This is a genomic window from Catellatospora sp. KI3, assembly GCF_029948125.1.
GTDB lineage: Bacteria > Actinomycetota > Actinomycetes > Mycobacteriales > Micromonosporaceae > Catellatospora.
Window position 1 is genome coordinate 48,890 of the sequence record NZ_JASAMB010000018.1, and the last position, 23,862, is coordinate 72,751.

Annotated in this window: 24 protein-coding genes, 1 tRNA gene and 1 riboswitch; of the genes, 11 read left to right on the forward strand and 14 right to left on the reverse strand. The window is 72.0% G+C overall.

From position 1 onward, the window contains the following. Positions 1 to 67: 67 nt before the first annotated feature. The 4 genes from QEZ54_RS25660 to ssb form a co-directional block, all read right to left on the reverse strand. Positions 68 to 1,441, reverse strand: coding sequence for a dipeptidase (locus QEZ54_RS25660; RefSeq protein WP_281307272.1), 1,374 nt, complete (start codon positions 1,439 to 1,441; stop codon positions 68 to 70). Between the two features lie 552 nt (positions 1,442 to 1,993). Next, positions 1,994 to 2,569, reverse strand: coding sequence for a hypothetical protein (locus QEZ54_RS25665; protein WP_281307273.1), 576 nt, complete (start codon positions 2,567 to 2,569; stop codon positions 1,994 to 1,996). Beyond that, positions 2,566 to 4,098: a cobyric acid synthase gene (locus tag QEZ54_RS25670; protein WP_281307274.1), complete on the reverse strand. Its 1,533-nt coding sequence runs from the start codon at positions 4,096 to 4,098 to the stop codon at positions 2,566 to 2,568. The genes QEZ54_RS25665 and QEZ54_RS25670 overlap by 4 nt, the downstream gene beginning before the upstream one ends. A 70-nt stretch (positions 4,099 to 4,168) precedes the next feature. Then, positions 4,169 to 4,825, reverse strand: coding sequence for a single-stranded DNA-binding protein (gene ssb / locus QEZ54_RS25675; protein ID WP_281307383.1), 657 nt, complete (start codon positions 4,823 to 4,825; stop codon positions 4,169 to 4,171). Between the two features lie 164 nt (positions 4,826 to 4,989). On the opposite strand from ssb, the gene QEZ54_RS25680 reads away from it, so the two are divergent. Both QEZ54_RS25680 and QEZ54_RS25685 read left to right on the forward strand, forming a co-directional pair. Continuing rightward, a complete protein-coding gene (locus tag QEZ54_RS25680; protein ID WP_281307275.1) occupies positions 4,990 to 5,955 on the forward strand; it encodes an alpha/beta hydrolase in 966 nt (321 codons plus the stop codon). A gap of 110 nt (positions 5,956 to 6,065) precedes the next feature. Next, positions 6,066 to 6,139, forward strand: a tRNA-Arg gene (locus tag QEZ54_RS25685). A 55-nt stretch (positions 6,140 to 6,194) separates the two neighbouring features. Here the strand turns inward: QEZ54_RS25685 and QEZ54_RS25690 are convergent. Further along, a complete protein-coding gene (locus QEZ54_RS25690; protein ID WP_281307276.1) occupies positions 6,195 to 6,422 on the reverse strand; it encodes a winged helix-turn-helix domain-containing protein in 228 nt (75 codons plus the stop codon). A 464-nt stretch (positions 6,423 to 6,886) separates the two neighbouring features. On the opposite strand from QEZ54_RS25690, the gene QEZ54_RS25695 reads away from it, so the two are divergent. From QEZ54_RS25695 to solA, 4 genes are read left to right on the forward strand one after another with little or no spacing between them, the layout of a single operon-like run. Then, the gene (locus QEZ54_RS25695; protein WP_281307277.1) at positions 6,887 to 7,675 is read left to right on the forward strand and encodes an ABC transporter substrate-binding protein; all 789 of its coding nucleotides are present in this window, start codon (positions 6,887 to 6,889) and stop codon (positions 7,673 to 7,675) included. 2 nt (positions 7,676 to 7,677) lie between these two features. After that, a complete protein-coding gene (locus QEZ54_RS25700; RefSeq protein ID WP_281307278.1) occupies positions 7,678 to 8,415 on the forward strand; it encodes an amino acid ABC transporter permease in 738 nt (245 codons plus the stop codon). Continuing rightward, a complete protein-coding gene (locus QEZ54_RS25705) occupies positions 8,412 to 9,152 on the forward strand; it encodes an amino acid ABC transporter ATP-binding protein (protein WP_281307279.1) in 741 nt (246 codons plus the stop codon). Before QEZ54_RS25700 ends, QEZ54_RS25705 begins: the two co-directional genes overlap by 4 nt. After that, positions 9,149 to 10,276, forward strand: coding sequence for an N-methyl-L-tryptophan oxidase (gene solA, locus QEZ54_RS25710; protein WP_281307280.1), 1,128 nt, complete (start codon positions 9,149 to 9,151; stop codon positions 10,274 to 10,276). The genes QEZ54_RS25705 and solA overlap by 4 nt, the downstream gene beginning before the upstream one ends. 102 nt (positions 10,277 to 10,378) lie before the next feature. Here solA and QEZ54_RS25715 read toward each other — a convergent pair whose 3' ends face one another. The 7 genes from QEZ54_RS25715 to QEZ54_RS25745 form a co-directional block, all read right to left on the reverse strand. Beyond that, on the reverse strand, positions 10,379 to 11,806 hold the full coding sequence (locus tag QEZ54_RS25715) for a hypothetical protein (protein ID WP_281307281.1): 1,428 nt from the start codon (positions 11,804 to 11,806) through the stop codon (positions 10,379 to 10,381). Positions 11,807 to 11,938: 132 nt separating this feature from the next. Next, on the reverse strand, positions 11,939 to 13,645 hold the full coding sequence (locus tag QEZ54_RS25720; protein WP_281307282.1) for an insulinase family protein: 1,707 nt from the start codon (positions 13,643 to 13,645) through the stop codon (positions 11,939 to 11,941). Positions 13,646 to 13,648: 3 nt separating this feature from the next. Beyond that, positions 13,649 to 14,596 (reverse strand): hypothetical protein, encoded by a 948-nt coding sequence (locus QEZ54_RS25725; protein WP_281307283.1) that lies wholly within the window; start codon positions 14,594 to 14,596, stop codon positions 13,649 to 13,651. Positions 14,597 to 14,697: 101 nt separating this feature from the next. Further along, entirely contained in the window at positions 14,698 to 15,114 is a 417-nt protein-coding gene (locus QEZ54_RS25730; protein ID WP_281307284.1) for a Rieske (2Fe-2S) protein, read from the reverse strand. Positions 15,115 to 15,190: 76 nt separating this feature from the next. Then, the gene (locus QEZ54_RS25735) at positions 15,191 to 16,183 is read right to left on the reverse strand and encodes an NADP-dependent oxidoreductase (protein WP_281307285.1); all 993 of its coding nucleotides are present in this window, start codon (positions 16,181 to 16,183) and stop codon (positions 15,191 to 15,193) included. Continuing rightward, the gene (locus QEZ54_RS25740; RefSeq protein WP_281307286.1) at positions 16,180 to 16,647 is read right to left on the reverse strand and encodes a MarR family transcriptional regulator; all 468 of its coding nucleotides are present in this window, start codon (positions 16,645 to 16,647) and stop codon (positions 16,180 to 16,182) included. The genes QEZ54_RS25735 and QEZ54_RS25740 overlap by 4 nt, the downstream gene beginning before the upstream one ends. A 4-nt stretch (positions 16,648 to 16,651) precedes the next feature. Next, a complete protein-coding gene (locus tag QEZ54_RS25745) occupies positions 16,652 to 17,065 on the reverse strand; it encodes an organic hydroperoxide resistance protein (protein WP_281307287.1) in 414 nt (137 codons plus the stop codon). 143 nt (positions 17,066 to 17,208) lie between these two features. Between QEZ54_RS25745 and QEZ54_RS25750 the strand changes: the two genes are divergently transcribed. The 4 genes from QEZ54_RS25750 (at position 17,209) to QEZ54_RS25765 (ending at position 20,815) form a co-directional block, all read left to right on the forward strand. Further along, on the forward strand, positions 17,209 to 17,808 hold the full coding sequence (locus QEZ54_RS25750) for a thermonuclease family protein (RefSeq protein ID WP_281307288.1): 600 nt from the start codon (positions 17,209 to 17,211) through the stop codon (positions 17,806 to 17,808). A 107-nt stretch (positions 17,809 to 17,915) separates the two neighbouring features. Next, complete coding sequence (locus tag QEZ54_RS25755; RefSeq protein WP_281307384.1) at positions 17,916 to 18,632, forward strand: serine/threonine-protein kinase; 717 nt, start codon at positions 17,916 to 17,918, stop codon at positions 18,630 to 18,632. 29 nt (positions 18,633 to 18,661) lie between these two features. After that, on the forward strand, positions 18,662 to 19,396 hold the full coding sequence (locus QEZ54_RS25760) for a PIG-L deacetylase family protein (protein ID WP_281307289.1): 735 nt from the start codon (positions 18,662 to 18,664) through the stop codon (positions 19,394 to 19,396). Positions 19,397 to 19,696: 300 nt separating this feature from the next. Then, positions 19,697 to 19,829, forward strand: a riboswitch (cyclic di-AMP (ydaO/yuaA leader). Between the two features lie 8 nt (positions 19,830 to 19,837). Beyond that, positions 19,838 to 20,815 (forward strand): C40 family peptidase, encoded by a 978-nt coding sequence (locus QEZ54_RS25765; protein WP_281307290.1) that lies wholly within the window; start codon positions 19,838 to 19,840, stop codon positions 20,813 to 20,815. Positions 20,816 to 20,918: 103 nt separating this feature from the next. Here the strand turns inward: QEZ54_RS25765 and QEZ54_RS25770 are convergent, their stop codons facing one another. Together QEZ54_RS25770 and QEZ54_RS25775 are read right to left on the reverse strand one after the other, a co-directional pair. Continuing rightward, the gene (locus tag QEZ54_RS25770; protein WP_281307385.1) at positions 20,919 to 21,851 is read right to left on the reverse strand and encodes a sigma-70 family RNA polymerase sigma factor; all 933 of its coding nucleotides are present in this window, start codon (positions 21,849 to 21,851) and stop codon (positions 20,919 to 20,921) included. 316 nt (positions 21,852 to 22,167) lie between these two features. Beyond that, on the reverse strand, positions 22,168 to 22,779 hold the full coding sequence (locus tag QEZ54_RS25775; RefSeq protein WP_281307291.1) for a thymidylate kinase: 612 nt from the start codon (positions 22,777 to 22,779) through the stop codon (positions 22,168 to 22,170). 214 nt (positions 22,780 to 22,993) lie between these two features. On the opposite strand from QEZ54_RS25775, the gene QEZ54_RS25780 reads away from it, so the two are divergent. Then, positions 22,994 to 23,848 carry an MHYT domain-containing protein gene (locus tag QEZ54_RS25780; RefSeq protein WP_281307292.1) on the forward strand — a complete coding sequence of 285 codons (855 nt, stop codon included), beginning with the start codon at positions 22,994 to 22,996 and terminating at the stop codon, positions 23,846 to 23,848. The last annotated feature ends 14 nt before the right edge of the window (positions 23,849 to 23,862 follow it).

A 23,862-nucleotide genomic window follows, 5' to 3' on the forward strand; every position in this document is an offset into this window, starting at 1 on the left:
CGGATCTTGGAAAATCGTCCACTAGATAGGCCAGCGTAAATTTAAAGCGGGGCCTGAACGGGGTGGGTCAGGACTTGGCGGCCTCGGCGACGTTGTGCAGGAGCAGGGCCTCGGCCAGGCAGACCCGCGCGAACTCGCCCAGGTGCAGGCTCTCGTTCGGCCCGTGCGCCTTGGCGTTCGGGTCCTCGACCCCGGTGACCAGGATCGACGCCTCCGGGTACACCTCCTGGAAGGTCGCGATGAACGGAATCGACCCGCCCACCCCGATCTCCACCGGCTCGGTGCCGTCCCACGCCGTGGTGAACGCGGCACGGGCGGCGTCGAAGTACTTCCCGGTCGCGTCGATCACGCACGGGTTGCCGTCGTGCTCCAACTCGAAGGTGACCTTCGCGCCCCACGGGATGTGCTTCTCCAGGTGCGCCTGCAGCGCCTGGAACGCCGACTTCGGGTCGTCCCCGGGCGCCAGCCGCATGCTCAGCTTCGCCCGCGCCGACGGCACCAGCGCGTTGGGCGCCTCGGCGGTACGCGGCGCGTCGATGCCCAGCACCGACAGCGACGGCTTGGTCCACATCCGGTCGACGATGCGGCCGGTGCCGATCAGCTCGACGCCGTCGAGGATCCCGGCCTCGGCCCGGTACCGGTCCTCCGGGTAGTCCAGCGGCGAGGCCGGCTTGCTGACCAGGCCGGGCACCGCCACGTCGCCGTTGTCGTCGTGCAGGGTGGCCAGCAGGCGGCACAGCACGGTCAGCGCGTCGGGCACGGGGCCGCCGTACATGCCGCTGTGCACGGCCGAGTGCAGCACCTGCACGTCCACGAACGAGTTGACGATGCCGCGCAGCGAGGTGGTGAGCGCGGGCACGCCGATGTCCCAGTTGCCGGAGTCGGCGATGACGATGACGTCGGCGGCCAGTTCCTGCCGGTGCTTGGCCAGCAGTTCGGGCAGCGAGTCCGAGCCGAACTCCTCCTCGCCCTCGATGAACACGACCACGCCGAGCGGCAGCCGGTCGTCGGAGGTGCCGCAGCCGAAGGCGCGCAGCGCGGCGACGTGGGCCATCACACCGGCCTTGTCGTCGGCGGCGCCCCGGCCGTATAGGCGGCCGTCGCGCTCGGTCGGCTCGAACGGGTCCGACTCCCATTTGCTGAGGTCACCGACGGGCTGTACGTCGTGGTGGGCGTAGAGCAGCACGGTGGGCGCGCCGGGCGGGGCCGGGCGGCGGCCGATGACGGCCGGGTGGCCGTCCCCGATGCGGCTGACCTCGACCTCGAGGCCGACACCGCGCAGCAGGTCGGCCACGGCCTGGGCCGAGCGCTCCAGCGGGGCGAAGTCGAAGCCGTCGAAGGCGATACCGGGAATGCGGACCAGGGCCTCCAGGTCGGCGCGTACGCCCGGCAACTCGCGCTCGATCGCAGCGCGAAGCTGGTCAACAGTGAGGGTCGTCATGAGGATGATCCTTACACGCCGCTCCACCGCCCCGCACCGCGATCCACCGCCCCGCACCTCCACCCAATGGGCTCGCACAGCGCCACCCAGCCCACGCGCGTCCCACCCGACCCGCGCCACATGCCGCCGGGTCCACATGCCGCCGGGTCCGCGGGTCGGCAGGTGGCAGGTGGCAGGTCGGCAGGTGGCAGGTCGGCAGGTGGCGGGTCGGCGGGTCGGCGGGTCGGCGGGTCGGCGGGTCGGCGGGTCGGCAGGTCGCCGTCCGCTCGCGACCACAAGTCGCGATCTTGCCGCCTCCCGCCCGCGATGATCGCTATCCCGGGTCAGAACACCGGGTTATCGCTGGCCTTCTGACCGCAGATGCCGATCAAGGGCCGCCGCCACAGACTCGGTGACCGCAAACGCCGATCATGACGCGCCGCCTCCTGTTCGAGGGACCGCAGTCGCCGATCACCACGCACCGCCTCCTGCTCGAGGGGCCGCCGACGCCGATCACCACGCGCCGCTCCCAGTCTGGTGACCGCAGATCGCGATCATCCGGCGGACCGACCTCTAGCCTGAGCCGTCGATGCGGACGTCGACCTGGTCGGCGGTGCCGTCGGCGGCGAAGTGGATCACCTCGCGGTGCCGCCATACCCGCAGCACGCCCTGCATGGCCGGGCCGTCGCGCAGGATGCTGCGGGCGCGGCGCAGCGCGGCTGGCGCGTGCACGTACACCGATAGCGACGCCCACGGCCGCGCCTCGGCCCGCGCCGCCCCCACCCCCTCGACGATCACCACGTCGGCGGGCCACACCGTCGTCCACTCGATGCCGAACCGGCCGAGCTGCCAGTCGAACGGGTGGTACCCGCCCGGCGCCCCGTGGCGCAGCGGCATGAGGATCTGCCGCTCCAGCCGGGGCCAGTAGGTGAACTGGTCGTGCCACCCGTCGAGCAGGTCGTCGGTGTGCACCATGTCGACCGCCCCGGCATCCGCGGCGCCCTGGTCGGGCCCGCCCAGCTCCTGCGCGAGCCGGGCCGCGAACATCGTCTTGCCCGAGGCGCTCGGCCCATCCACCAGCACCAGCCGGGTGCGGCCCAGCTTCGGCGGCGCGGCCCGTACCAGTGCGGCGACGTCCTGCGGGGTCATGCGGGCGCGCCCGGCGGCAGGAACGGCAGCCCCACCGGTGGCCCCTGCTCGATCAGTCGCCACAGCGCCCCGGTGTCCAGGTGCTCCTCGACCAGGTCGCCGAGCCGGTCCACGGTCGCCTCGCGCAGCGCGGCGAAGCCGGTGTCGGGGGCCGCGGCGAAGCCGCGCCGTCCGGCGATCCCGGCCACGTGGGTGAGGAACCGGCGCCGGAACTCGTCGGACTCGAACGCGCCGTGCCAGTGGGTGCCGAAGACGTGACCGGCGGCGGCGCCCTCGGGTTCGCCGTGGTCGTACGTGATGAGCGGGGCGAGGCCCGGGTCGCGGTGGGCCACCCGCCCGTGGTGGATCTCGTACCCGCGTACCGGTGCGCCCAGCGCCGACCCGACCGGTCGGGACAGGACCTTGTCCGGCGCGAACGCGATCCGCACCGGCAGCAGCCCCAGCCCGTCGACGGTGCCGCGCCGGCTCTCGACCTCGTCGGTGATCTGCTCGGACAGCATCTGGAACCCGCCGCAGATGCCGAGCAGCGGCTTGCCGCGCGCGGCTTGCTCGGCGACCGCGTCGGCCAGCCCGGTGTCGCGCAGCCAGCGCAGGTCGGCGACGGTCGCCTTGGTGCCCGGCAGCACGACCAGGTCCGCCTCGGCGAGCTCGGCCGGTTCCACGGTGAGCCGGACGCTGACGCCCGGTTCGCAGGCCAGCGCCTCGGCGTCGGTGGCGTTGGAGATGTGCGGCAGCCGGATCACGGCCACCCGCAGCCATTCGCTGCCCCGGGCGGGGCCGGGCCGCCCGAGCACCTTGCCGTACGCGAGGGCGTCCTCGGCGTCGAGCCACAGGTCCACGTCGAAGGGCAGTACGCCGTAGACGGTGCGGCCGGTGGCTTTCTCGATCATGTCGAGGCCGGGTTGCAGCAGCTCGCGCGAGCCGCGGAACTTGTTGACCACGAATCCGGCCAGCAGCGCCTGGTCGGCGGGGTCCAGCAGCGCCACGGTGCCGAACATGGCCGCGAACACGCCGCCCCGGTCGATGTCGCCGACCACGATCGTGGGCAGGTTGCCGTGCCGGGCCAGGCCCATGTTCACGTAGTCGTGCTCGCGCAGGTTGATCTCGGTGGGGCTGCCCGCGCCCTCGCAGACGACCACGTCGTACTCCCGGGACAGCTCGTCGAAGGCGGTGTAGGCCGCGCCCGACATCGCGGTCTTGAGGCGCCGGAAGTCGACCGCGTCGATGGTGTCGACGGCCTGGCCGAGCAGCACCACCTGGCTGCTGTGGTCGCTGCCGGGCTTGAGCAGCACCGGGTTGAACCGCACCTGCGGTGCCAGCCCGGCGGCGACGGCCTGCAGCGCCTGGGCCCGGCCGATCTCGCCGCCGCGCCCGTTCTCGTCGACGACCACGGCCGAGTTGTTGGACATGTTCTGCGCCTTGAACGGGGCCACACGCACGCCGCGCCGGTGCAGCCAGCGGCACACTCCGGCGGTGAGCACGCTCTTGCCGGCGTCGGAGGTGGTGCCGGCGATCAAGATCCCGCTCATGTCGTCAGCGTATGCGCGGGGGCGGCCGGCCCCTCAGCGAACCCCTCCGGCCACCCCCTGTTCACCCCGGCTACACCCCCACCGGCACACGCTCACGCGCGGCGACCTGCTCGTCGTCGGCGTCGTCGAGGTCGTCGTCCTCGTCCTCCTCGCCGACCGGGCGCCCGCCGACCAGCTCGGCGCTCAGACCGCCGCCGCGCAGCGCCGCGACCGGATCCAGCCCGAACGCGTCACCGAAGTCGTCGGCGAACAGCGGATCGTCCGGGTCCGGCCCGACCCGCAGGTCCGGCGCGGCCACCGTCTCCTCGTTGCCCACCCGCGACTCCGCCGAGCCGTCCTCGACCGAGCTGGTGCCGGTGCCCGGCTTGGTACGGGCGAACCGCCCCCGCCCCCGGGACAGGTCGTGGCCGACCGCGACCGCCTCCAGCTCGTACATGACCCGGTGCTGGCCCTCCTCGTCGAGCCAGTCCCGCGTGTACAGCCGTCCGGTGACCACCACCGGGTCGCCGACCATCACCGAGCTGGCCACCCCCTCGGCCAGCCGCCGCCAGCAGTTCACCCGGACCCGCAGGCTGTTGCTGTCGACCCAGCGACCGGTCGTCCGGTCCAGCCGCCGCGCGGTGGAGGCGACCTTGAAGTTGGCCACGAGCTGCCCGGACTGCTGCGTACGCCGCCATTCCGGCGCAGTCAACGCGTTCCCGACGATCGTTACATACGTATCGAACACTGCCATCTCCTCTCGATGTCCGACACCGATGAGAATCCCGGCGGGCGCGCTCGCGAGCCACCGCGCGGACCCCCGGCCTGTGGACGACGACCCGATTGGGGATGACGGCCCGAGCAGCCAGATGATCTGTTATGCCGAGGACTACTTCGCGGTAACATTCCAGCGTGCAGACCGACATCGCGGGCGAGATCGACATCCTGGGCGAGCCGTACCGGCAGCGGACCATCGCGCTGCCCGACGACGACCAGGGCCCGGTGGTGGCCACGCTGGTGAGCCGCCGCGCCGCCCAGCCCACCACCCGCGCGGTGCTCTACGTGCACGGCTTCAACGACTACTTCTTCCAGACCCACCTGGCCGACTTCTTCGTCGAGCGCGGCTACGACTTCTACGCCATCGACCTGCGCAAGTACGGCCGCAGCCTGCTCGAGCACCAGACGCCGAACTTCACCCGCAGCATGGACGAGTACTTCCCCGAGCTAGACGCCGCCGCCCGGATCATCCGGGAGCAGGACGGCCACGACAAGCTCGTGGTGGCGGCGCACTCGACCGGCGGGCTGATCACGGCGCTGTGGGCGCAGGCGCGCGGCGACGACGGCACCGTCGACGGGCTGCTGTTCAACAGCCCGTTCTTCGACTTCAACGCGCCCTGGTTCATGCGGCGGCCGGCCGTCAGCGCGGTGGGCTCGCTGGCCCGGCGGGCGCCGTACCGCGTCGTGCCGTTGAAGGTGCCGCGGCTGTACGGCCGCAGCATCCACCGCGACCACGACGGCGAGTGGGACTTCCGGGTGGACTGGAAGCCGGTGGCCGGGTTCCCGGTGCGGGTGGCCTGGATCAAGGCGATCCGGGCCGGGCAGCAGCGCCTGCACGCGGGCCTGGACCTGCGTATGCCGATCTTCGTGGCCTGCGCGACCCGGACCTACCGGCAGCGGGGCTGGACCGACGAGGCGCACGAGACCGACGCGGTGCTGAACGTGGAGCACATCGTGCGCTGGGCGCCCGCGCTGGGCCGCCACCTGACCCTGGTCCGCATCGACGGCGGCAAGCACGATCTGACCCTGTCGCGGCGCCCGGCCAGGGACGCGTTCTTCGCCGAGTCCGACCGCTGGCTGTCGACCTACGTCCACGGCTGATCATGGCGATAAATACCTGCTCGGCGGCGTGTCTCTGACCTAGGATCGGGGTCGGATCAGACCGGGTAGCCGATCACCGCGGCGCCCGGTCACGGTAGCCTTCAGTACGCGCGCTCGTAGCTCAGCCGGATAGAGCAGGGGCCTTCTAATCCTCAGGTCGCAGGTTCGAGTCCTGCCGGGCGCACTTACCTCTCTACCGCTGCGTGTGCACCCTTCGGGCAAGGGTGCACGACGGGCAGCTACGACGTCGCACCAGCGACGAAGACGCCCTTGCCCGGATGACCGATCACCAGATCACGGTCATGCAGGAGCGACACCGCACGGTAGACGGTTGCGGGGCTCACGTCGTACTCGTCAGCGAGCTTCGCGGTGCTGGGCAGCTTCGTACCCGGCGCCAGCTCGCCGTTCTTGATCTTCCCGGTGATCGCATCCGCGATCCGGCGGTAATCCGCTTTTGCTACAGGCATGTGAGGTTCCTCGGTTCGGCTCCTCGATCAGACCATGTGCCAACCACCGTCAGCAAGTGCAGATAGTGATGCATTCTCCAAACAGGACTAGACCTACAGCAGTATCTGACGTAGGTTGGGGTCTCGAAACGGTCCTCGGTTCGGCAAATCAGGGCCCGTTGACGTCGGGGTAGTCCCCATGGCTCGCAACCCGCGCTACCCCGGCCCACAAACCGCCGAGGCAGCTCAACCGACATCGCCCAGCTGCCTCGGCTTCTCCTACCCGGCAGTGCGAGCTCGCCTCGGGCTCGACGCGGGCAGCAGACCACACCGCCCTTCGCCGCAGGTGTGCGCCGTGCCGTATGTCGACATCGGACGGATGTTATCAGGAAGAGATCGATACATGTATTGACCATGATTTGTGTGGTTGCCATCATCACTCCGGCGGCGCGCCGCCCGCAGCCGTAACCACAGATGGAGATCCCATGCTCGGCACCCGCATACGCACCAGCCTCGGAGCAGTCGCCCTGCTCCTCGTCGCCGCCACCGCCGCCTGCGGCACGACCGCGCCGGTCACCAGCATCGGCCAGGACCCGCCCGCGCTGAAGGTCGGCGCGGACATCCCCTACGTGCCCTTCGCCTTCGGTGACGGGCCGGACTACAAGGGCATGGACATGGACCTGGTACGCGAGATCGGCAGGCGCCTCGGCCGCCGCGTGGAGATCCAGAAGACCCCGTTCGACACGATCGTCCGCGACGTCGCCCAGGGCCGGTTCGACATGATCGCCGCGTCCATGGTCATCACCGAGGAGCGGAAGAAGGTGGTCGACTTCTCGCTGCCCTACTTCAACTCCGACCAGTCGATCATGGTCAAGAAGGGCTCGCTGATCACCGACGCGGCCGGCCTGACCGACAAGCGCATCGGCGTGGTCCTCGGCGGCACCGGCGAGAAGTGGGCCAAGGCCAACGTCGCCTCGGTCGACCTGCGCACGTACGACCTGGTGGACGACGCCTTCAAAGGGCTGGCCGCGGGCCAGCTCGACGCGGTGATCAACGACTTCCCGTCCTCGAAGTTCGCCGAGCGCAGCTACCCCACCCTGGAGGTCGCCGCGACCATCCAGACCGGCGAGTACTACGGCCTGGCCTTCAAGCAGGGCTCGCCGCTGCGCAAGGAGGTCGACCAGGCGCTGCGGGAGATGAAGGCCGACGGCACCTTCGAGCGCATCTACCGCGAGTGGTTCCAGACCGCCCCGCCGGCGAACCTGCTCAGCTGACGATGGACGTCTTCTTCCGGCAGTACTTCGACCTCGGGGTCATGTGGACCCACTTCCCCAAGGTCCTGGCCGGGTTCTGGATCACCGTGGAGCTGTCGCTGATCGCGGGCGCGCTGTCGATGGTCTGGGGGCTCGCACTGGCCCTGGTCCGCGGCAGCCGCGCCCGCGCGCTGGCGCCCGCGCGGGTGCTCACCGTCGCGTACATCGACGTGTTCCGGGGCATCCCGCTGCTGCTGGTGGTCCTGGTGATCTCGGGCAGCCTGCCGTTCATCGAATTCCTACCCCGGTGGGTGCGGGCACCCGAGCTGTTCGGCCAGCCGGACGTCTTCTGGTTCGGGGCGGCGGCGCTGACCGTCACCTACGGCGCGTACCTGGCCGAGGTCTTCCGGGCGGGGTTGGAGGCCGTGCCGCGCGGTCAGCTGGAGGCGTCGCGGTCGCTGGGCATGAGCCACAGCGAGGCGATGCGGCACGTGGTGCTGCCGCAGGCGGTCCGCAGTGTGGTCCCGCCGCTGCTCAACGACTTCATCGCGCTGATGAAGGACACCTCGCTGGTGCAGGTGATCGGCATCGTCGAGGTGGTCCGGGCGGGGCGCGAGGTGCAGGGCGAGACGTTCAACAGCAGCGCGCTGACCCTGGGCGCGCTGCTGTTCCTGGTGGTCACGCTGCCGCTGGCCCGGTTCGTGGACCGGAGCATGGCCCGCAACCGCCCGGCCGGCGCGTCCACCGGGGGGCCGGCATGAGCCCCAAGCTGCGCATCGAAGGCCTGCAGAAGCGGTACGGCCGGCTGCACGTGCTCCGCGGCGTGGACCTGACCGTCCCCGCCGGGGCGGTGATCTCCGTGATCGGTCCGAGCGGCTCGGGCAAGAGCACCCTGCTGCGCTGCGTCAACCGGCTGGAGGAGGCCGACGGCGGCGACATCCTGCTCGACGGCCAGTCGATCCGCGAGCTGCGCGGACCGGCCCTGGACCTGGTACGCCGCCGCATCGGCATGGTGTTCCAGCAGTTCAACCTCTTCCCGCACCGGACCGTGCTGGACAACGTGGTGCTGGCCCAGCAGGTCGTCAACCGGACCGGCCGCGACGAGGCGGTCGCGGCCGCCACCGACCTGCTGCGCCAGGTCGGCCTGACCGAGAAGCTGGACGAGTACCCGGGCCGGCTCTCCGGCGGGCAGCAGCAGCGCGTCGCGATCGCCCGCGCGCTGGCCATGCGCCCCGAGGTGATGCTCTTCGACGAGGTCACCAGCGCGCTGGACCCGGAGCTGGTCACCGACGTGCTCGACGTGATGCGGGAACTCGCCCGGCAGGGCATGACCATGCTCGTGGTCACGCACGAGATGTCGTTCGCCCGCGACGTCTCCGACGAAGTGCTGTTCATGGACGGCGGGGTGGTGGTCGAGCGGGGCGACCCGGCGACCGTCTTCACCGCCCCCGCGCAGGAGCGCACCGCCCGCTTCCTCGACCGCATCCTCAACCCATGACGGACCTGCTGGTCATCGGCGGTGGCGTGACGGGGGCCGCGACCGCGCTGGCCGCGGCCGCCCGCGGGCTGCGTACCGTGCTGGTCGAGCGGTTCCCGCCCGGCCACCGGTACGGCAGCTCCGCCGGGCCGTCCCGGATCATCCGGCTGGCCTACGACGACCCCGGCTACATCACGCTGGTCCGCGACGCCGACCGCCGGTGGCGCGACCTGCAGCAGAGCACGGGGGTACGGCTGGTCACCCGCACCGGCGGGCTGGACTTCGGCCCCGCCGGGCTGCCGTCCCTGCGCGCCACGGCGGCGGCGATGGCGTCGGCGGGCGTCCCGTTCACCACCCTCACCGGCGCCGAGCTGGCGGAGCGCTTCCCGCAGCTGCGCCCCGACCCGGGCATGGAGGGTCTCTACCAGCCCGACGCCGGTGTGCTGCACGCCGACGACTGCGTGGCGACCCTGCTCGCCGAGGCCGCCCGGCACGGCGCGGTGATCCGGCACGGCGCCCGCGCCCGCGACCTGCGGCCCGACGGCGACGGCGTGTCGGCGACCGTCGACGGGCAGCGGCTGCGCGCCGCCGCGGCCGTGGTCGCGGCCGGTTCCTGGGTGAACGACGTGCTCGGCGGCACGGGTGTCGCGCTGCCGGTGACGGTGACCCGCGAGCAGGTCGGCTACTACGAGGTGACCGGGGTGGACTACACCCCGGCCCGCTTCCCGGTGACGATCGAGCACCAGGCGGCGCGGCCGTACATGATCTCGATGTTCCCGGAGCTCGTGCCCGGCGGCGGAATCAAGCTGATGCGGGACAAGACCGGACCGGAGATCACCCCCGAGGACCTGTCCGGCGAGCCGGACCAGGCAGGGCTGGACCTGCTCACCGCGCACGCCCGGCGGCGGCTGCACGGCCTCGGCCCGCTGCTGCACGCCGAGACCTGCCGGTACACCATGACCCCCGACGCCGACTTCATCCTGGACCTGCTGCCCGGCCGGCCCCGGATCGCCGTCGCGTCGGCCTGCTCGGGCCACGGCTTCAAGTTCGCCCCGACCCTCGGCGAGATCATGGTCGACCTGGCGACCACCGCAACGACCCCCCACAACCTCCACCCCTTCCGCCTGGACCGCCTGGACCGGTGACGGCTGCGGTTTCGGGGAAAGTGCACGAATCCGGGCCAAGATTCCAGCACTCTCCCCGAAACTGCAGCCAAGCCCGCGACCCGCGGCCCGCAGGCCCGCGGCTCAGTCGCGGCGGAGGAGGCGGGTCGCGGCGGCGGCCACGGTGGTGGCGAGGATCCAGCCGCTGAGGATGAGGGCGTACGCGAGCCACGTCAGCGGGGGCCGGGGGTGGAACGCCTGCTCCTGACCGAAGTCGATCAGGGGCATGAGCAGGTCGGTCGTGTACACGAACGGGTTGAACCCCGGCGCCTCGGCGGGCACCTTCGCCACCGGCGGGTGCAGCGCGAACGCGACCGTGCCGACCGTGGCCAGCAGGGCCAGGGCCACGACCGCGCGGCGCGGCCGGTAGCCGTACCCGATGAGCAGGTCCTGGGCGTGTCCCCACAGCCGTCCCAGCACGCCCAGCGTGCCCCGGCGGTGGCGCTGGTTGGCCAGGGCGACGGCGCGGGCGTCCGGCTCGTGCCCGGCCCGCCGGTATACCGCCGCCAGCTGCTCGTACGGCTGTGGCTGGTACCCGTCGGGGTCGCGGCGCAGCCACGGCAGCCGCCCGACGCCCAGGTGCCGCCCGGACAGGATCTCGTAGCTCGCCCCGGTCAGGCGCAGCCGCCGGGGCCAGGTGGCCGGGTCGTCGCGCAGCACCCCGAGGCGCGCGTTGCGCAGGTCCACGTCGCCGTCGACCGGACCGGTGGTCAGCATGGTCAGCTCGCGGGTCTCCAGGTGGCGCAGGTCGATCAGCGGCTGCGCGTCGCCGGCCAGGGACGCGCCGTCGAAGCACAGCCGACTGCGGATCTGGGCGTACGACATCCGCACCGCCCCCTGGACCGTGAACCCGTCGCACAGGTTCGCCACCGCGCCGACCTTCAGATCCGGGGCGAACAGCGCCTTGCCGCCCGGGTTGAGCAGTGTGGCGCCCTCCCAGCGCAGCGCCCCGCCGATCTCGGCGTCGTTGAGCCGCAGCTCGCCGTGGCAGACGAATCCGCCCTGGGCCAGGATGTCCACGCCGACGTGCAGCCGGGTGCCGGACAGCGCCAGCTCGCGGTCGGACAGCTGGGCGCGGTTGAGGATCAGCGAGCCGTCGATCCGCGCCCCGATCAGGTGGACCGTCGCGCTGCTGTGGCTGTCGCGCAGGTTGAGCGTGCCCGCGAACACGGCGTACGACGCGACGATGCCGGGGAAGCGGCAGCCCTGCAGGTCGAGGTGGCGCAGGCTGGCCCCGTAGCAGCGGATCCGGTCGGTGAAGACGCAGTTCTGCAGGGTGACCGAGGTGTCGACCTGGCTGTGGTCGAGGTCGAGCGGGCCGTTGATCCGGGCGCCGGTCAGCCGCAGCCGGGCCAGCCGCGACGGCTCGCCCGCGAGCCCGCCCAGCAGCAGCCCCCGCAGCACCTCGGCGCGTACGTCCCGGTCCTCGGCTCCGCTCAGGTCCACCACCGCCCCGGCGCGGAACCCCTCGACGACACCCTGCTCGACGGCGCTCAACGGTTCAGGCAACACACCACCCATTGTGGACACTCCCGTCCACCCCGCCGCACTCCGCCCCGCAGCTCAGCCCCCGCCCCGCTCCGCAGGTTAGGAAGGGGCCCTTCTACATCGGATTGCGATAAGAAGGGTCCCTTCCTTTCGCCGTCAGCGGCGGCGGGCGCGACGCGTGCGCAGGAGCAGGTAGAGCGGGACGGCGAAGACGGCCGCGCCGACGCCGCTGCACGTGAGGATCGTCCAGTCCGCCGACTCCAGCGTGTCGGCGGTCAGCATGTACCCCGCGAAGAGCAGCACGATCAGCGCGAAGAAGCCCGACAGCAGCCCGAGCAGCACCATGCCGACGATCTCCAGCCCGTTGCGGCCGCTGCCGACCGGGGCCGCGGCCGCCTGGCCGCGCGACTTCTGCCGGGTGTCCGGCTGCGGGATCGACTCCGGGTCGCGCGCGGGCATCGCGATGTGCAGCGAGGGGTGCACCGCCTGGTCGAGCACGCTCAGGCCCGGCCCGGACAGATGCCACAGGGTCGGCTCCAGGTGTACGACGATGCCGTCGTGCCCGACCAGCCGCCGCGCCCCGTCCGGCCAGGTCAGCATCGCGGCGCACGCGGCGTACCGGACCGTCTGGAAGCTCTCCGGCTGGACCACGCTGACCGCGTCCGCGCCGACCATGAGCGCGTACTGCGGGTCCTCGCGGTAGAGGTAGCGGGTGCCGGCGGCGACCGTGGCCGAGGTGGTCGGGGCCTCGGTGAACCCGGCCCAGTCGGCCTGCCCCCGCGCCGGGGTCTGCAGCAGCGCCGTGGCGGCCGCCTCGACCGCGACCGCGCGCACGTCGTCCAGCGTCGTCGCGGTGATCTCGGCGCGCAGCTGCTCGATGCCGCTCAGCGGCTGCCCGGTGAGCAGGTTCAGCGCGTGTCCGGGCAGCCGGGCCGCCTCGACCTCCGGGTGGGTCAGGCTCTCCAGCGTCTTGGTACGCACCGACGCCAGGTCGTGCTCCTCGATCCGGCCCAGGCGCATCCGTGCCAGCACGTCGATGAACCCGCCGAGCACCGCCCCCTGCTTCTCCGGCAGCGCGTCGGCGTACGCCGAGACGGTGGCGTAGCCGTCGCCGCGCGGGTCGTACGAGGTGGAGGCGGTGTAGGAGAAGCCGCCCTCCTGCCGCAGCTCGCGGTAGAGCGCGCGCTCCAGCACGTCGGCGTACATCCGGGCGGGCGTGCTGCGGCGGACCACCGCGGTGTGCAGCACGCTGGCGTCGTCGCCGCAGAAGTAGGCGGGCGTGGCCGGCAGCGCCGAGGTCGCGGCGGGCAGCGGGCGGCGTACCCCGCCGGGCAGGTCCAGCCGCAGCCCGGCCGGCACTCCGTTGCCCGCGATCCACAGCACGGCGTTGTCGCGGGTGAAGTAGGTGTCGACCCAGGACCGCAGGTCCTCCGGGCGCAGCCGGAACAGGCCCCACTCGGGGTAGCCGGGCAGGCCGTAGCCCTGCGCGCCGTAGCGCCACAGCGGCATCGACGGGTAGCCGCCCCGGCTGCGGGCCTCGGTCCGCAGGATCTCCTTCTCGGTGTCCAGCCGGTGCATCGGCAGGTTGCGCAGCCCGGCGCAGACCTTGCCGAGGTACGTGACCACGTCGGCCTCGCTGCCCTGCATGTGGAAGTGGGTGTAGACCGACGCGGTCGCCCCGTTGTAGTGGTAGTCGGACAGGCCGCTGTCGTGCAGCGCCAGGTGCTCGACCAGGTGCGTGATGCCGTGCGTGGGCAGCGTCTCGTCGGCCTGGCCGACCCGGAAGACCAGCCCGACGTTCATCGGGCCGGCCGTCGGCGCGACCAGCGTGGGGACCCCGTCGACCTCGGTGGTGTACAGCACGGGTCAGCCCTTCCTCAGCGCGATCGCGCGGTGCTTGGTGAACGACTCGGTCGCCGTGGCGCCGAAGTGGGACCAGGGGAAGTCACTGGCCAGTCCACCCAGCGCCCGGAAGTGCGGCGCGGCGAGGTCGTGCCGCTCGCCCAGGCAGAACAGCGCGGCGAACAGGCTGTGCGCGGTGACCCAGCCGTAGACGTTGCGGAACGACGGGTGCAGCACGGAGCGCTGCGCGGCCGCGTACAGCTCGTTGACGACCTCGGGCCGCTGCCAGAAGCGGCGCCGCTCGTCCCCCTCGGTCCACACGAACTGCTCGTAGTGCGCCTCGGCGATCAGCGTCGCGTTGATCGCGCCCTCCGGCGCGGCGGCGGCCCGTTCGCGCACGAACGTCCAGACCGTCTCCCAGCTGCCGCCCCACTTGGGGTAGATCTGGTTGAGGTACGCGACCTGCGCCCGGTACGAGTGCGGGTCGTGCTTGGCCACCTGGTCGTAGCGGCGGCGCGCCTCGGCCAGGCCGGTGCTCAGCCCCATCCCGTTCTTGATCCGGAAGATCCACGCGGCGGTGTGCTGCGGCTCCAGCGCGGTCACGTCGATGAGCAGCTGCTCGCCGTTGCACAGGTGCTCGCGCATGCGCGCGAACTGCTCCCGGCTGACGTGCTTGGCGAGCTTGCTGCTGCGCGCGTCCCAGGCCAGCTCCAGGCAGCGGGCGCCAAGCAGGAACTCCGGCAGGGTCGACGCCTCCTCCTCGGCGGCGGCCCTGGCCAGCATCACCTCGGCGCCGGGCACCTCTCCGACGCCCACCGCGAGCATGACCATGTCGTCGGTGCCGGGGCGGCTGTCGAAGTGCCGGGCGACGGCCGGCCAGTCGCCGGCGCGCGCGGCCGCCTTGATCGAGGCGAGCTGGGGGTACGCCGACTCGGGCCGGAAGTCGGGCGGGCTGTGCAGGGGGGTGGTCACCCGGCGCATCCTAGGTCAGTGTCGACCTTGGCGCAGCCCCGTATGCGCTGCTCATCGGCCATCCGGCCGCCGAAGCGGGCCGGACGGCCGAGCGCTCGGGCTCAGTCCGACAGGACGAACTGACCGTTCTCGACGGTCACCTTCTTGGCCGCCAGCGGGAGGGTGGCGGGCCCGTTGAGCACGCTGCCGTCCTCGGCGGAGAACTTGCTGCCGTGGCAGGGGCAGGCGATCTGGTTGCCCGCCACCGAGCCGACCTGGCACTGGCGGTGCGTGCAGACCGAGGTGAACGCCTTGTAGACGCCCTGCTGGGGCTGCACCACGACGACCTGCGCGGTCTCGTACACCTTGCCGCCGTCCACCGGCACGTCCGTCACCGGACCGAGCAACACCGGGCTGGCGGCCGCCGACTGGCCCGCCTCGGGCGGCCCGGCCGCGCCGCCGCACGCGGCGCTCACCGCGCCCAGCCCGGCTCCGCACACCCCGGCCAGCAGCACCCGCCGCGTCGCGTGGTCGACCATCCCGCACCCCCGTTTCGAGATCACCTCCTGGCGACACTAGCGGGGGTACGGGTGGCTTTGGAGCCGTTTGCGCAGGTCAGATGGTTACCAGCATCTTGCCGGTGTTCTCGCCGCGCATCATGCCCAGGAACGCGGCCGGGGCGTTGTCCAGCCCGGCGACGACGGTCTCCTCGGCCTTGATCCTGCCCTCGGCGTACCACGTGCCGACCTCGCGCAGGAAGTCCGGCATCCGGTCGTCGTGGTCGCTGACGATGAAGCCGCGCATGGTGATCCGCTTGCCGATCAGCGCCATCATGTTGTCCGGCCCCGGCACGGGCTCGTTGTAACCGGCGATCCCGCCGCACAGCGCGAAGCGCGCGAACGGCTTCGCGCGGGCGATCGCGGCGGTCAGGTGGTCGCCGCCCACGTTGTCGAAGTAGACGTCGACCCCGTCCGGCGCGGCCTGCTTGAGCTGCCCGGCCACGTCGCCGTCGCGGTAGTTGAACGCGGCGTCGAAGCCCAGCTCGTCCACCAGGTGCTTCACCTTGGCCGGGCTGCCCGCGCTGCCCACCACCCGGGCCGCGCCCTTCAGCTTCGCCAGCTGCCCGGCCAGGCTGCCCACGGCACCGGCGGCGCCGGAGACGAAGACGGTGTCACCGGGCTTCATCGCGGCGATGTCGAGCAGCCCGACGTACGCGGTGAGGCCGGGCATGCCCAGCACGCCCAGGAACGCGCTCGGCGGCGCGACCGGGTCGAGCCGGCGGAACCGCTTCGCGTCGGCGGTGACCAGGTCGCGCCAGCCGTACCCGTGCAGCACTAGGTCGCCCACGGCCAGGTCCGGCGAGTTCGACGCGACCACCTCGCCGACGGCCCCGCCGTCCAGCGCCCGCCCCACCTGGAACGGCGGCACGTACGACTTCGCGTCGTTCATCCGCCCCCGCATGTACGGGTCGACGGACATGACGGTGTTGCGTACCGTCACCTGCCCCTCGCCGGGCTCGGCCACCTCGACCTCGACCAGCCGGAAGTTGTCCGCGGTGGGCACCCCGTCCGGCCGCGAGGCCAGCTGGATCTCACGTCCTACCGTCACGATCTCTCCTTTTCGCCCACGGCCTCGTGGGCCGCGTCGGTGATGGCGCGCAGCGTGTCCCGCAGCGCCGCCAGCTGTGGTGCGGGCACGCCGGTCGCCTCGGCGATGGCCCGCGGGATGCCGGCCGCCCGCTCCCGCAGGGCGTCACCGGCCGGGGTGAGGCCGACCAGGACCGAGCGCTCGTCGCGCGCACTGCGCGCGCGCACCACCAGCCCGGCCGCCTCCAGCCGCTTCAGCAGCGGCGACAGTGTCCCCGAGTCGAGCTGCAACGCCACGCCCAGCGCCTTCACGCTCACCTCGCCCCGCTCCCACAGCACCAGCATCACCAGGTACTGCGGGTAGGTCAGGCCGAGGCGGTCCAGCACCGGGCGGTAGAGCGCGGTGAGCGCCCGGCTGGCCGAATACAGCGCGAAGCACACCTGCTTGCGCAGGTCCAGGTCGTCGAAGGGCTCGGCGGGCGTCATGGCATCAGACAAGCACGAGTTCGACCTCGATGTTGCCGCGGGTCGCATTCGAGTACGGGCAGACCTGGTGCGCGGCCTCGACCAGCGCCCGCGCCGCCTCCGGCGCCACCCCCGGCAGGCTGATCTCCAGCCGCGCGCCCAGCCCGAACCCGGCCCCGACCCGGTTGAGGTCCACCTTCGCGGTCACCTCCGAACCCTCCACGTCGGCCTTGGCCTGCCGGGCCACCAGGCGCAGCGCGGAGTGGAAGCAGGCCGCGTAACCGGCGGCGAACAGCTGCTCGGGGTTGGTGCCCGCCCCGGTCCCGCCGAGCGCCGGCGGCATGGCGAGGTCGGCCGAGAGCAGGCCGTCCGCACTGAGGATCTTGCCGTTGCGCCCGTCACCGGACGAGGTCACCACTGCCGTGTACAGAGAAGTCATGCCTCCACCGTAGCCCCCAATTCAATTGCCCACAACCAAACGTGACCCGCCCGACCCGCCCTGCCCCGCCCCGCCCTTATATTGACACTGGCCTATCTACAACACGAATTCTCCGAAACCATCTTCTAGATAGGCCAGCGTCAATGAGAATCGGAGGCGTGCGGCGGCGGCGCGGGCGGGGGCGGGAGCTGGTGGCAACCGGGTTCTGGGTGGTGGTGCTGGTGCTGGGCGGGCTCGGCTGGTGGTGGTACCAGCACACCCGTCCCGCGCCCACCGCCGCCCCGGCCCCGGGCGCTCCCCCGCCCGGCGCGCAGCAGGTCCGCGTCCAGTACCCGCTGGACGGCGACTCGATCGCGGTCACGGCCACCCCCGGCCCGGTGGTCGACACAGCAGGGGAGGTCCAGCTGCGGCTGCTCGGCATCGACGCCCCCGAGCGGCACGGCACCGACGGCACCGCGCAGTGCTGGGCCGACCGCGCGTACGCCCGCCTGCGGCAGCTCGCCCCGCCCGGCGGCAGCCTGTGGATCCTGCCCGACACGCAGCGCCGCGACCCGTACGACCGCTACCTGGTCTATGCCTGGACCGCCGACGGCACCTTCGTCAACGCCGACCTAGCACGCCGCGGTGACGTGCGCGAACTGGCGATCCCGCCGAACCTGGCGCACCAGCGCGAACTGCACGCCGCGGTGGAGCGGGCGCGGGCGGACCGGCACGGACTGTGGAGTACCTGCACCGGAAAGTGAGCGAATTATTGAAGATTTCAAGCTCCCGCGATGGCTTTGTGCCCTTCAGTACGGAAGAATCGGCGCCCGTGGAGCTCCCTATCGGCACGGCGATCGCGGGGAGATATGTGCTGACCAGGCCTCTGGCGCGCGGTGGAGTGTCCACGGTCTATCAGGCCGTCGACGCTGCCGCGGGCCGCAGGCTCGCGGTCAAAGTGGTGGGTCCGCGCTACTCGCGGCTGATCCGCCACGAGGCGGAGATGACCCAGATGCTGCGCCACCCCCACGTCCCGAAGATCTTCGACGTGGACGTGGTGCCGGGGCCGGACGGCCGCGACATCGGCTACCTGGCCCTGGAGCTGCTGCAGGGGCAGAGCCTGAACAGCGTGCTGGACAGCGGCCCGCTGTCGGTGCCGGACGCCCTGCGTGTGGCCGGGACCGCCGCCGACGTGCTGGCGGTGGCGCACCGGCGCGGGGTGGTGCACCGGGACCTGACGCCGGGCAACGTCATGCTGACCACGACCGGGCCGAAGGTGGTCGACTTCGGACTGGCCGAGCTGATCCACCCCGGCCCGGCCCACTTCGCCAAGCCCGCCGACGACGTGTACGCGCTGGGCGCGCTGATGTACCAGATCATCACCGGCCTGTCGCCGTACCCGCACCGGGGCAGCCCGCGCGACGCGACCGCGGTGCGCAGCCTGGCGCCGACGCCGGTGCTGGCGGTGCCGGGGCTCCCGCACGCACTGGCCGAGCTGTGCCGCGCCTGCATGGACAAGAACGCCCTGGGCCGTCCCAGCGCCCGCGAGGCCTCGTTCGCCCTCTGGACCCTCGCCGCCCTCCGCTGACGCCCGGCCGGTGCCTATGCTCAGGACTCATGAGCTTCCCGCCGTCCGCCCCGCCCCTGCCCGACGTCTCCCGGGTCCTGTGCGTGTTCGCCCACCCCGACGACGTGGACTTCGGTTCGGCCGGCACCGTGGCCGCCTGGGTCGACGCGGGCATCGAGGTGTCGTACCTGCTGGTGACCCGCGGTGACGCGGGCGGCTTCGACGACACGCCGCGCCACGAGATGCCGCTGCTGCGCGAGGCCGAGCAGCGGGCCGCCGCGGCCGCCGTCGGGGTCGAGACCGTCGAGTTCCTGGAGGGGTACCGCGACGGCTCGGTCACCGCGTCGCTGGAGCTGCGCCGGGACCTGGTCGCCGCGATCCGCCGGCACCGGCCCGACCGCATCCTGACCAGCTCGCCGCTGCGCCGCTGGGACCGCATCGCGGGGCCGAGCCACCCCGACCACCTGGCCACGGGCGAGGCGGTGACCTGCGCGGTCTACCCCGACGCCCGCAACCCGTTCGCGCACCCGGAGCTGGCTGCCGCCGGCCTGGCGGCCTGGACCGTCCGCGAGATCTGGTACTCCGGCGGCCCGGATCCCGACCACGCCGTCGACGTGACCGGCGTCTTCGACCGCAAACTGGCGGCGCTGCGCGCGCACGCCTCGCAGACGTCGCACCTGCCCGATCTGGAGGGCATGCTGCGCGAGCGCCTCGGCGCCCTCGCCACCGCCCACGGCCTGCCCGGCCGCGTCTGCGAAGCCTTCACCGTCATCCGCACCGAGTAACCACCCCACCACCCCCCGTCCCGAAGTAAGGAAGGGACCCTTCTTATCGCTATCCGTAGTGGAAGGGGCCCTTCTTAACGCGATCGCGGGAGGCTGTCGGCGGGCGGGGCCGAGGTACGTCACTCAAGGTGATGTAACTTTCTCCGCATAACGTGTCCAGATCGGGCACTTCGGTCAATGCGCCCTTGGGCCGGGCCGGATCCCGGGCTACCGTTGCCGACACTGGGCCGGTTCCCAGCCGCTCACCCCCGGGCGGCACCGGACCAGCGCCGCCGAGTCGCACCGCGCCCCGGGACCTCTCCCGAGCGGGCGCCGCGAGCCGGGGACCCAGGTTTGCATCGGGGTGAATCGGCAGTCACTCGAAGTGACTGCGGTAGGGCGCCCTTCGCCCGAACCCGTCAGCTAACCCGGTAGGCGGCTGCGGAGAAGGGCCGACAGCACTTGCCATCGCATCACGGCAGGGGGTGGCGCATCGCCGTCCGCCTCCTGGCCCCCGCCGCCGCCCTGATCGGGCTGGCCGCGACGGGCACCCCCGCCCACGCCCAACCCAGCGCCACCGACCTGCGCAAGCAGATCTCGGCCAAGTCGACGCAGCTGGAACGCGTCGTGGAGTCGTACAACAAACTCGACAGCCAGCTCAAGACGGCCCGCAGCCGGGTCGCCGAGCTCGAACGCGACCTCGGCCCGCTGCAGCAGCGCGCCGACGCCGCCCACCGCAACGTCGCCGCGATCGCGGTCACCGCGTACCAGACCGGCCGCCTGGACAGCTGGAACGCGCTGCTCGCCGGCGGCGGCCGGGACGCCACCCTGGCCCGGCTGAAGACCCTCGACCAGCTCGCCACCGACCAGCAGGAGCAGGTCACCGCGGCCCACGACGCCGCCGCCGACCAGTTCCGCACCAAGGGCGAGCTGGACCAGCAGATCAAGGACCTGACTTCGCGGGCCGCCGCGATCGCCACCCAGCGCAAGGGGATCGAGGCCGAGCTCAGGAAGCTCCAGCAGCTGCGCCGCCAGGCGGGGCTGTCCGACGAGCGCGGCTCGAGCTACACCGGGTCGGTGCCCAAGGTCTCCGGCAAGGCCGGGGTGGCCGTGGCGTTCGCGTACCGGGCGCTGGGCAAGCCGTACGTCTGGGCCGCCGACGGGCCCAACGGCTACGACTGCTCCGGGCTGACCCTGGCCGCCTGGCGGGCCGCCGGAGTGAGCCTCTACCACCAGGCTGCGACCCAGTGGCGCGAGGTCACCCACATCAAGCGGTCCCAGCTGGCCCCCGGCGACCTCGTCTTCTACTCCGGGCTGGGCCACGTGGCGATCTTCGTCGGCAACGGCAAGGTGATCCACGCCCCGACGTTCGGCGAGGTCGTGAAGATCGCCAGCGTCGACATGATGACCCCCTACGGCTACGGCCGCGTGCGCACCTGAGCAGGGTTAAGAAGGGGCCCTTCCGCTACGGATAGCGATAAGAAGGGTCCCTTCCTTACCGCACAGAAAAGCCCCGCCCGAATGGGCGGGGCTTTTCAAGCGCTCAGACGGCCTGGAGGCCCTCGGCGCGGGCGAGTTCCCGCAGGCGCCCCAGCGCCTGGATCTCCAGCTGGCGGATGCGCTCGCGCGAGAGCGAGAAGCGCGAGGCCACCTCGGTCAGCGAGTGCTCCCGCCCGTCCTCGAGGCCGTAGCGGGCCCGCATGATGCCGGCCGAGCGGTCGTCGAGGTGGTTGAGCAGGCCCTCGATGCGCTGGCGCTCCAGCGCCGACAGCACGATCTCCTCGGGGCTGGGCGAGTCGCGGTCGGCGACGAGGTCGCCGAGGTTGGTGTCGCCGTCGTCGCCCACCGGCGTGTCCAGCGAGACGGTGTCCTGCGACCAGCGGATCAGCTCGGTCACCCGCTCGACGGTCACGCCCAGGGCCTCGGCGATCTGCTGCGGCTCGGGCTCGCTGCCCAGCTCACGGGTGAGCTGGCGGGCGACGTTGCGCATCCGGTTGACGTCCTCGACCAGGTGGACGGGCAGCCGCACGGTCCGCTCCTGCTGGGCGATGGCACGGCTGATCGCCTGCCGGATCCACCAGGTCGCGTACGTGGAGAACTTGTAGCCCTTCACGTAGTCGAACTTCTCGACCGCGCGCACCAGGCCGGTGTTGCCCTCCTGGATCAGGTCGAGCATCGGCATGCCGGACCGGACGTAGCGGCGGGCGATCGACACCACCAGGCGCAGGTTCGCGCGGATGAACAGGTCCTTGGCCCGCTCGCCCTCGGCGACCAGCTTCTCCAGCTCCTCGCGCTTGAGGCCGCGCTTGAGCTTCTCGCCCTCGAGGAGGTGTTCGGCGTACAGGCCGGCCTCGATCGCCTTCGAGAGGTCGACCTCGGCCGCCGCGTCCAGCAGGGGCGTCCGCGAGATCTCGTGCAGGTACACACCGACGAGGTCGCGCTCCTCAGCCACCTGGTCGGTGCGCAGCATGGTCATGTTCTCCACGTCTCGGGTCCTCCCCCGTAATCGCCGCAGGGCCTAGCGGTGCTGACACCTTCACAACAGATGACGCCCGGAGATGATTCCGCGTTGCCCATCGAAAGTGTCACGAAAAGCTGTGAACTCCCTGATACAGGCATGTCGACCTGCTGTGTCCCGGTCGGGATAGGTCCGCAATGCCCTATTTATGGGACCACGGCGCCCGCTCCGGCACAGCGACCTGTGTCACTAGAACGCTGTGACGTGCCTCGCCATTTCTTGTCGAGCTCTGAATACCCGCGCTATGACGCTTTATCCCCCGTCCGGGATCCCTTCAGCGGGCGGTGTTCAGCGCGGGCCAGGCGGCGGACCAGATCGCGGCCGCGACGTCGTCGGGGTCACCGGCGCCGGAGACGGGCACCGCACTCGACGCTATGTCCTTGTAGGCGCTGTATGTCGCGTCCAGGTATGACATGTCCTCGTGGTCGCTGGCCCGCTCCTCGATCCGGTCGTACGCCTGCGCGGGGCCGACGTCGAGGAAGATCAGGCGGTCCGGGGCGGGGAAGACGGAGTACAGGGCGCGCACGGCGCGCTCCAGGCGGGCGCCGCCGCCGTGCACCCGCAGGCTCACCAGCTGACACGGGGTGTAGCGGTCCATCACCGCCACCCGGCCGGTGATCCGGGCCGCCAGCAGCGAGCGCGCGATGGCCAGCCAGCGCAGCAGCGACTCGACGAACAGCAGGCCGGGGCGGCCCAGCATGGTCGCCGCGTCGCGGCCGCCGAAGCGCTGCGCCACCCGGCCGAGGAAGCGGCGGCCGCCGGCGTTGCGGCCGTACCGCGCGGGCAGCCCGGCCGCGCACAGCGCCGCCGCCAGCCGTACCGCCTGGGTCGTCTTGCCCGACCCGTCGATTCCGACCAGCGCGACCACCCACGCATGCCCTGCCACGCCCCGACGCTACCGACTGCCCGCCACCCGTCCCCGGCCGCGCCCGCGACATGGGATGCGGCGCACTTTCGGGGAGGGCGCGTGAATTCACGCCACGATTCGTACAGATTCCCCGAAAGTGCAAGAACGCGCCTGCAATTGCGCACACGCTGTGCGACCGGTACGGACTGAGGCGTGTGGCAATGGTGCGACCCCATTTATCGGAGGCGCCGCCATGAGTGAAGTGCACCATTTCGCGTACGGCTATTTCAATCCGATCGCCGCGTTCGTGCTCGCGTTCCTCGGCTCCCTGCTGGGCCTGGTCTGCACCGCGCGCGCCCGGCACGCGCGCTCGGCCGGGCGGCGGGCCCGCTGGCTGCTGCTGGCCTCGCTCGCCATCGGCGGCACCGGCATCTGGCTCATGCACTTCATGGCCATGATCGGCTTCGACGTGCCGCACAGCCCGGTGCGCTACGACCCGGTGGTCACCTTCATCAGCCTGGTGCTCGCGGTGCTCACGGTCGGGGTGGGCCTGTTCATCGCGGCGCAGGGCGGCGACGTCTCCCCGGTGCGGATCGTCACCGGCGGCGGCTTCACCGGCCTGGGCGTGGTCGCGATGCACTACACCGGCATGGCCGCCATGCGCGTGGCCGGGCACATCGGGTACGACCCGGGCCTGGTCGGCGCGTCCGTCGCGATCGCGGTGGTCGCCGCCACGGTGGCGCTGTGGTTCGCGGTCTCGGTGCGCAGGCTGTCGTCGATCGCGGGCGCCGCGGTGGTCATGGCCGTGGCGGCGTGCGGCATGCACTACACCGCGATGGCGGCGGTACGGGTGCAGCTGGGCGGCGACGGCCGGGTGGCCGGGATCAGCCCGTTCGTGCTCATCGTGCCGATCGTCCTGCTGGCCGCGCTGGGGCTGATCACCACGCTGTTCAGCGCGCTGCAGGCGATGACCCAGGAGGAGTTCGAGGGCGAGCCCGGCCGCCCCCGCCACCGCATGTCCCTGTCGACCGTCGTACCGGCCCAGCGGGCCACCGGCCACGCCCCGGTCCGCGCCCACGCCCACCGCGCCGCCGGGGTCGGCCGCTGACGGTCGTCCACAGT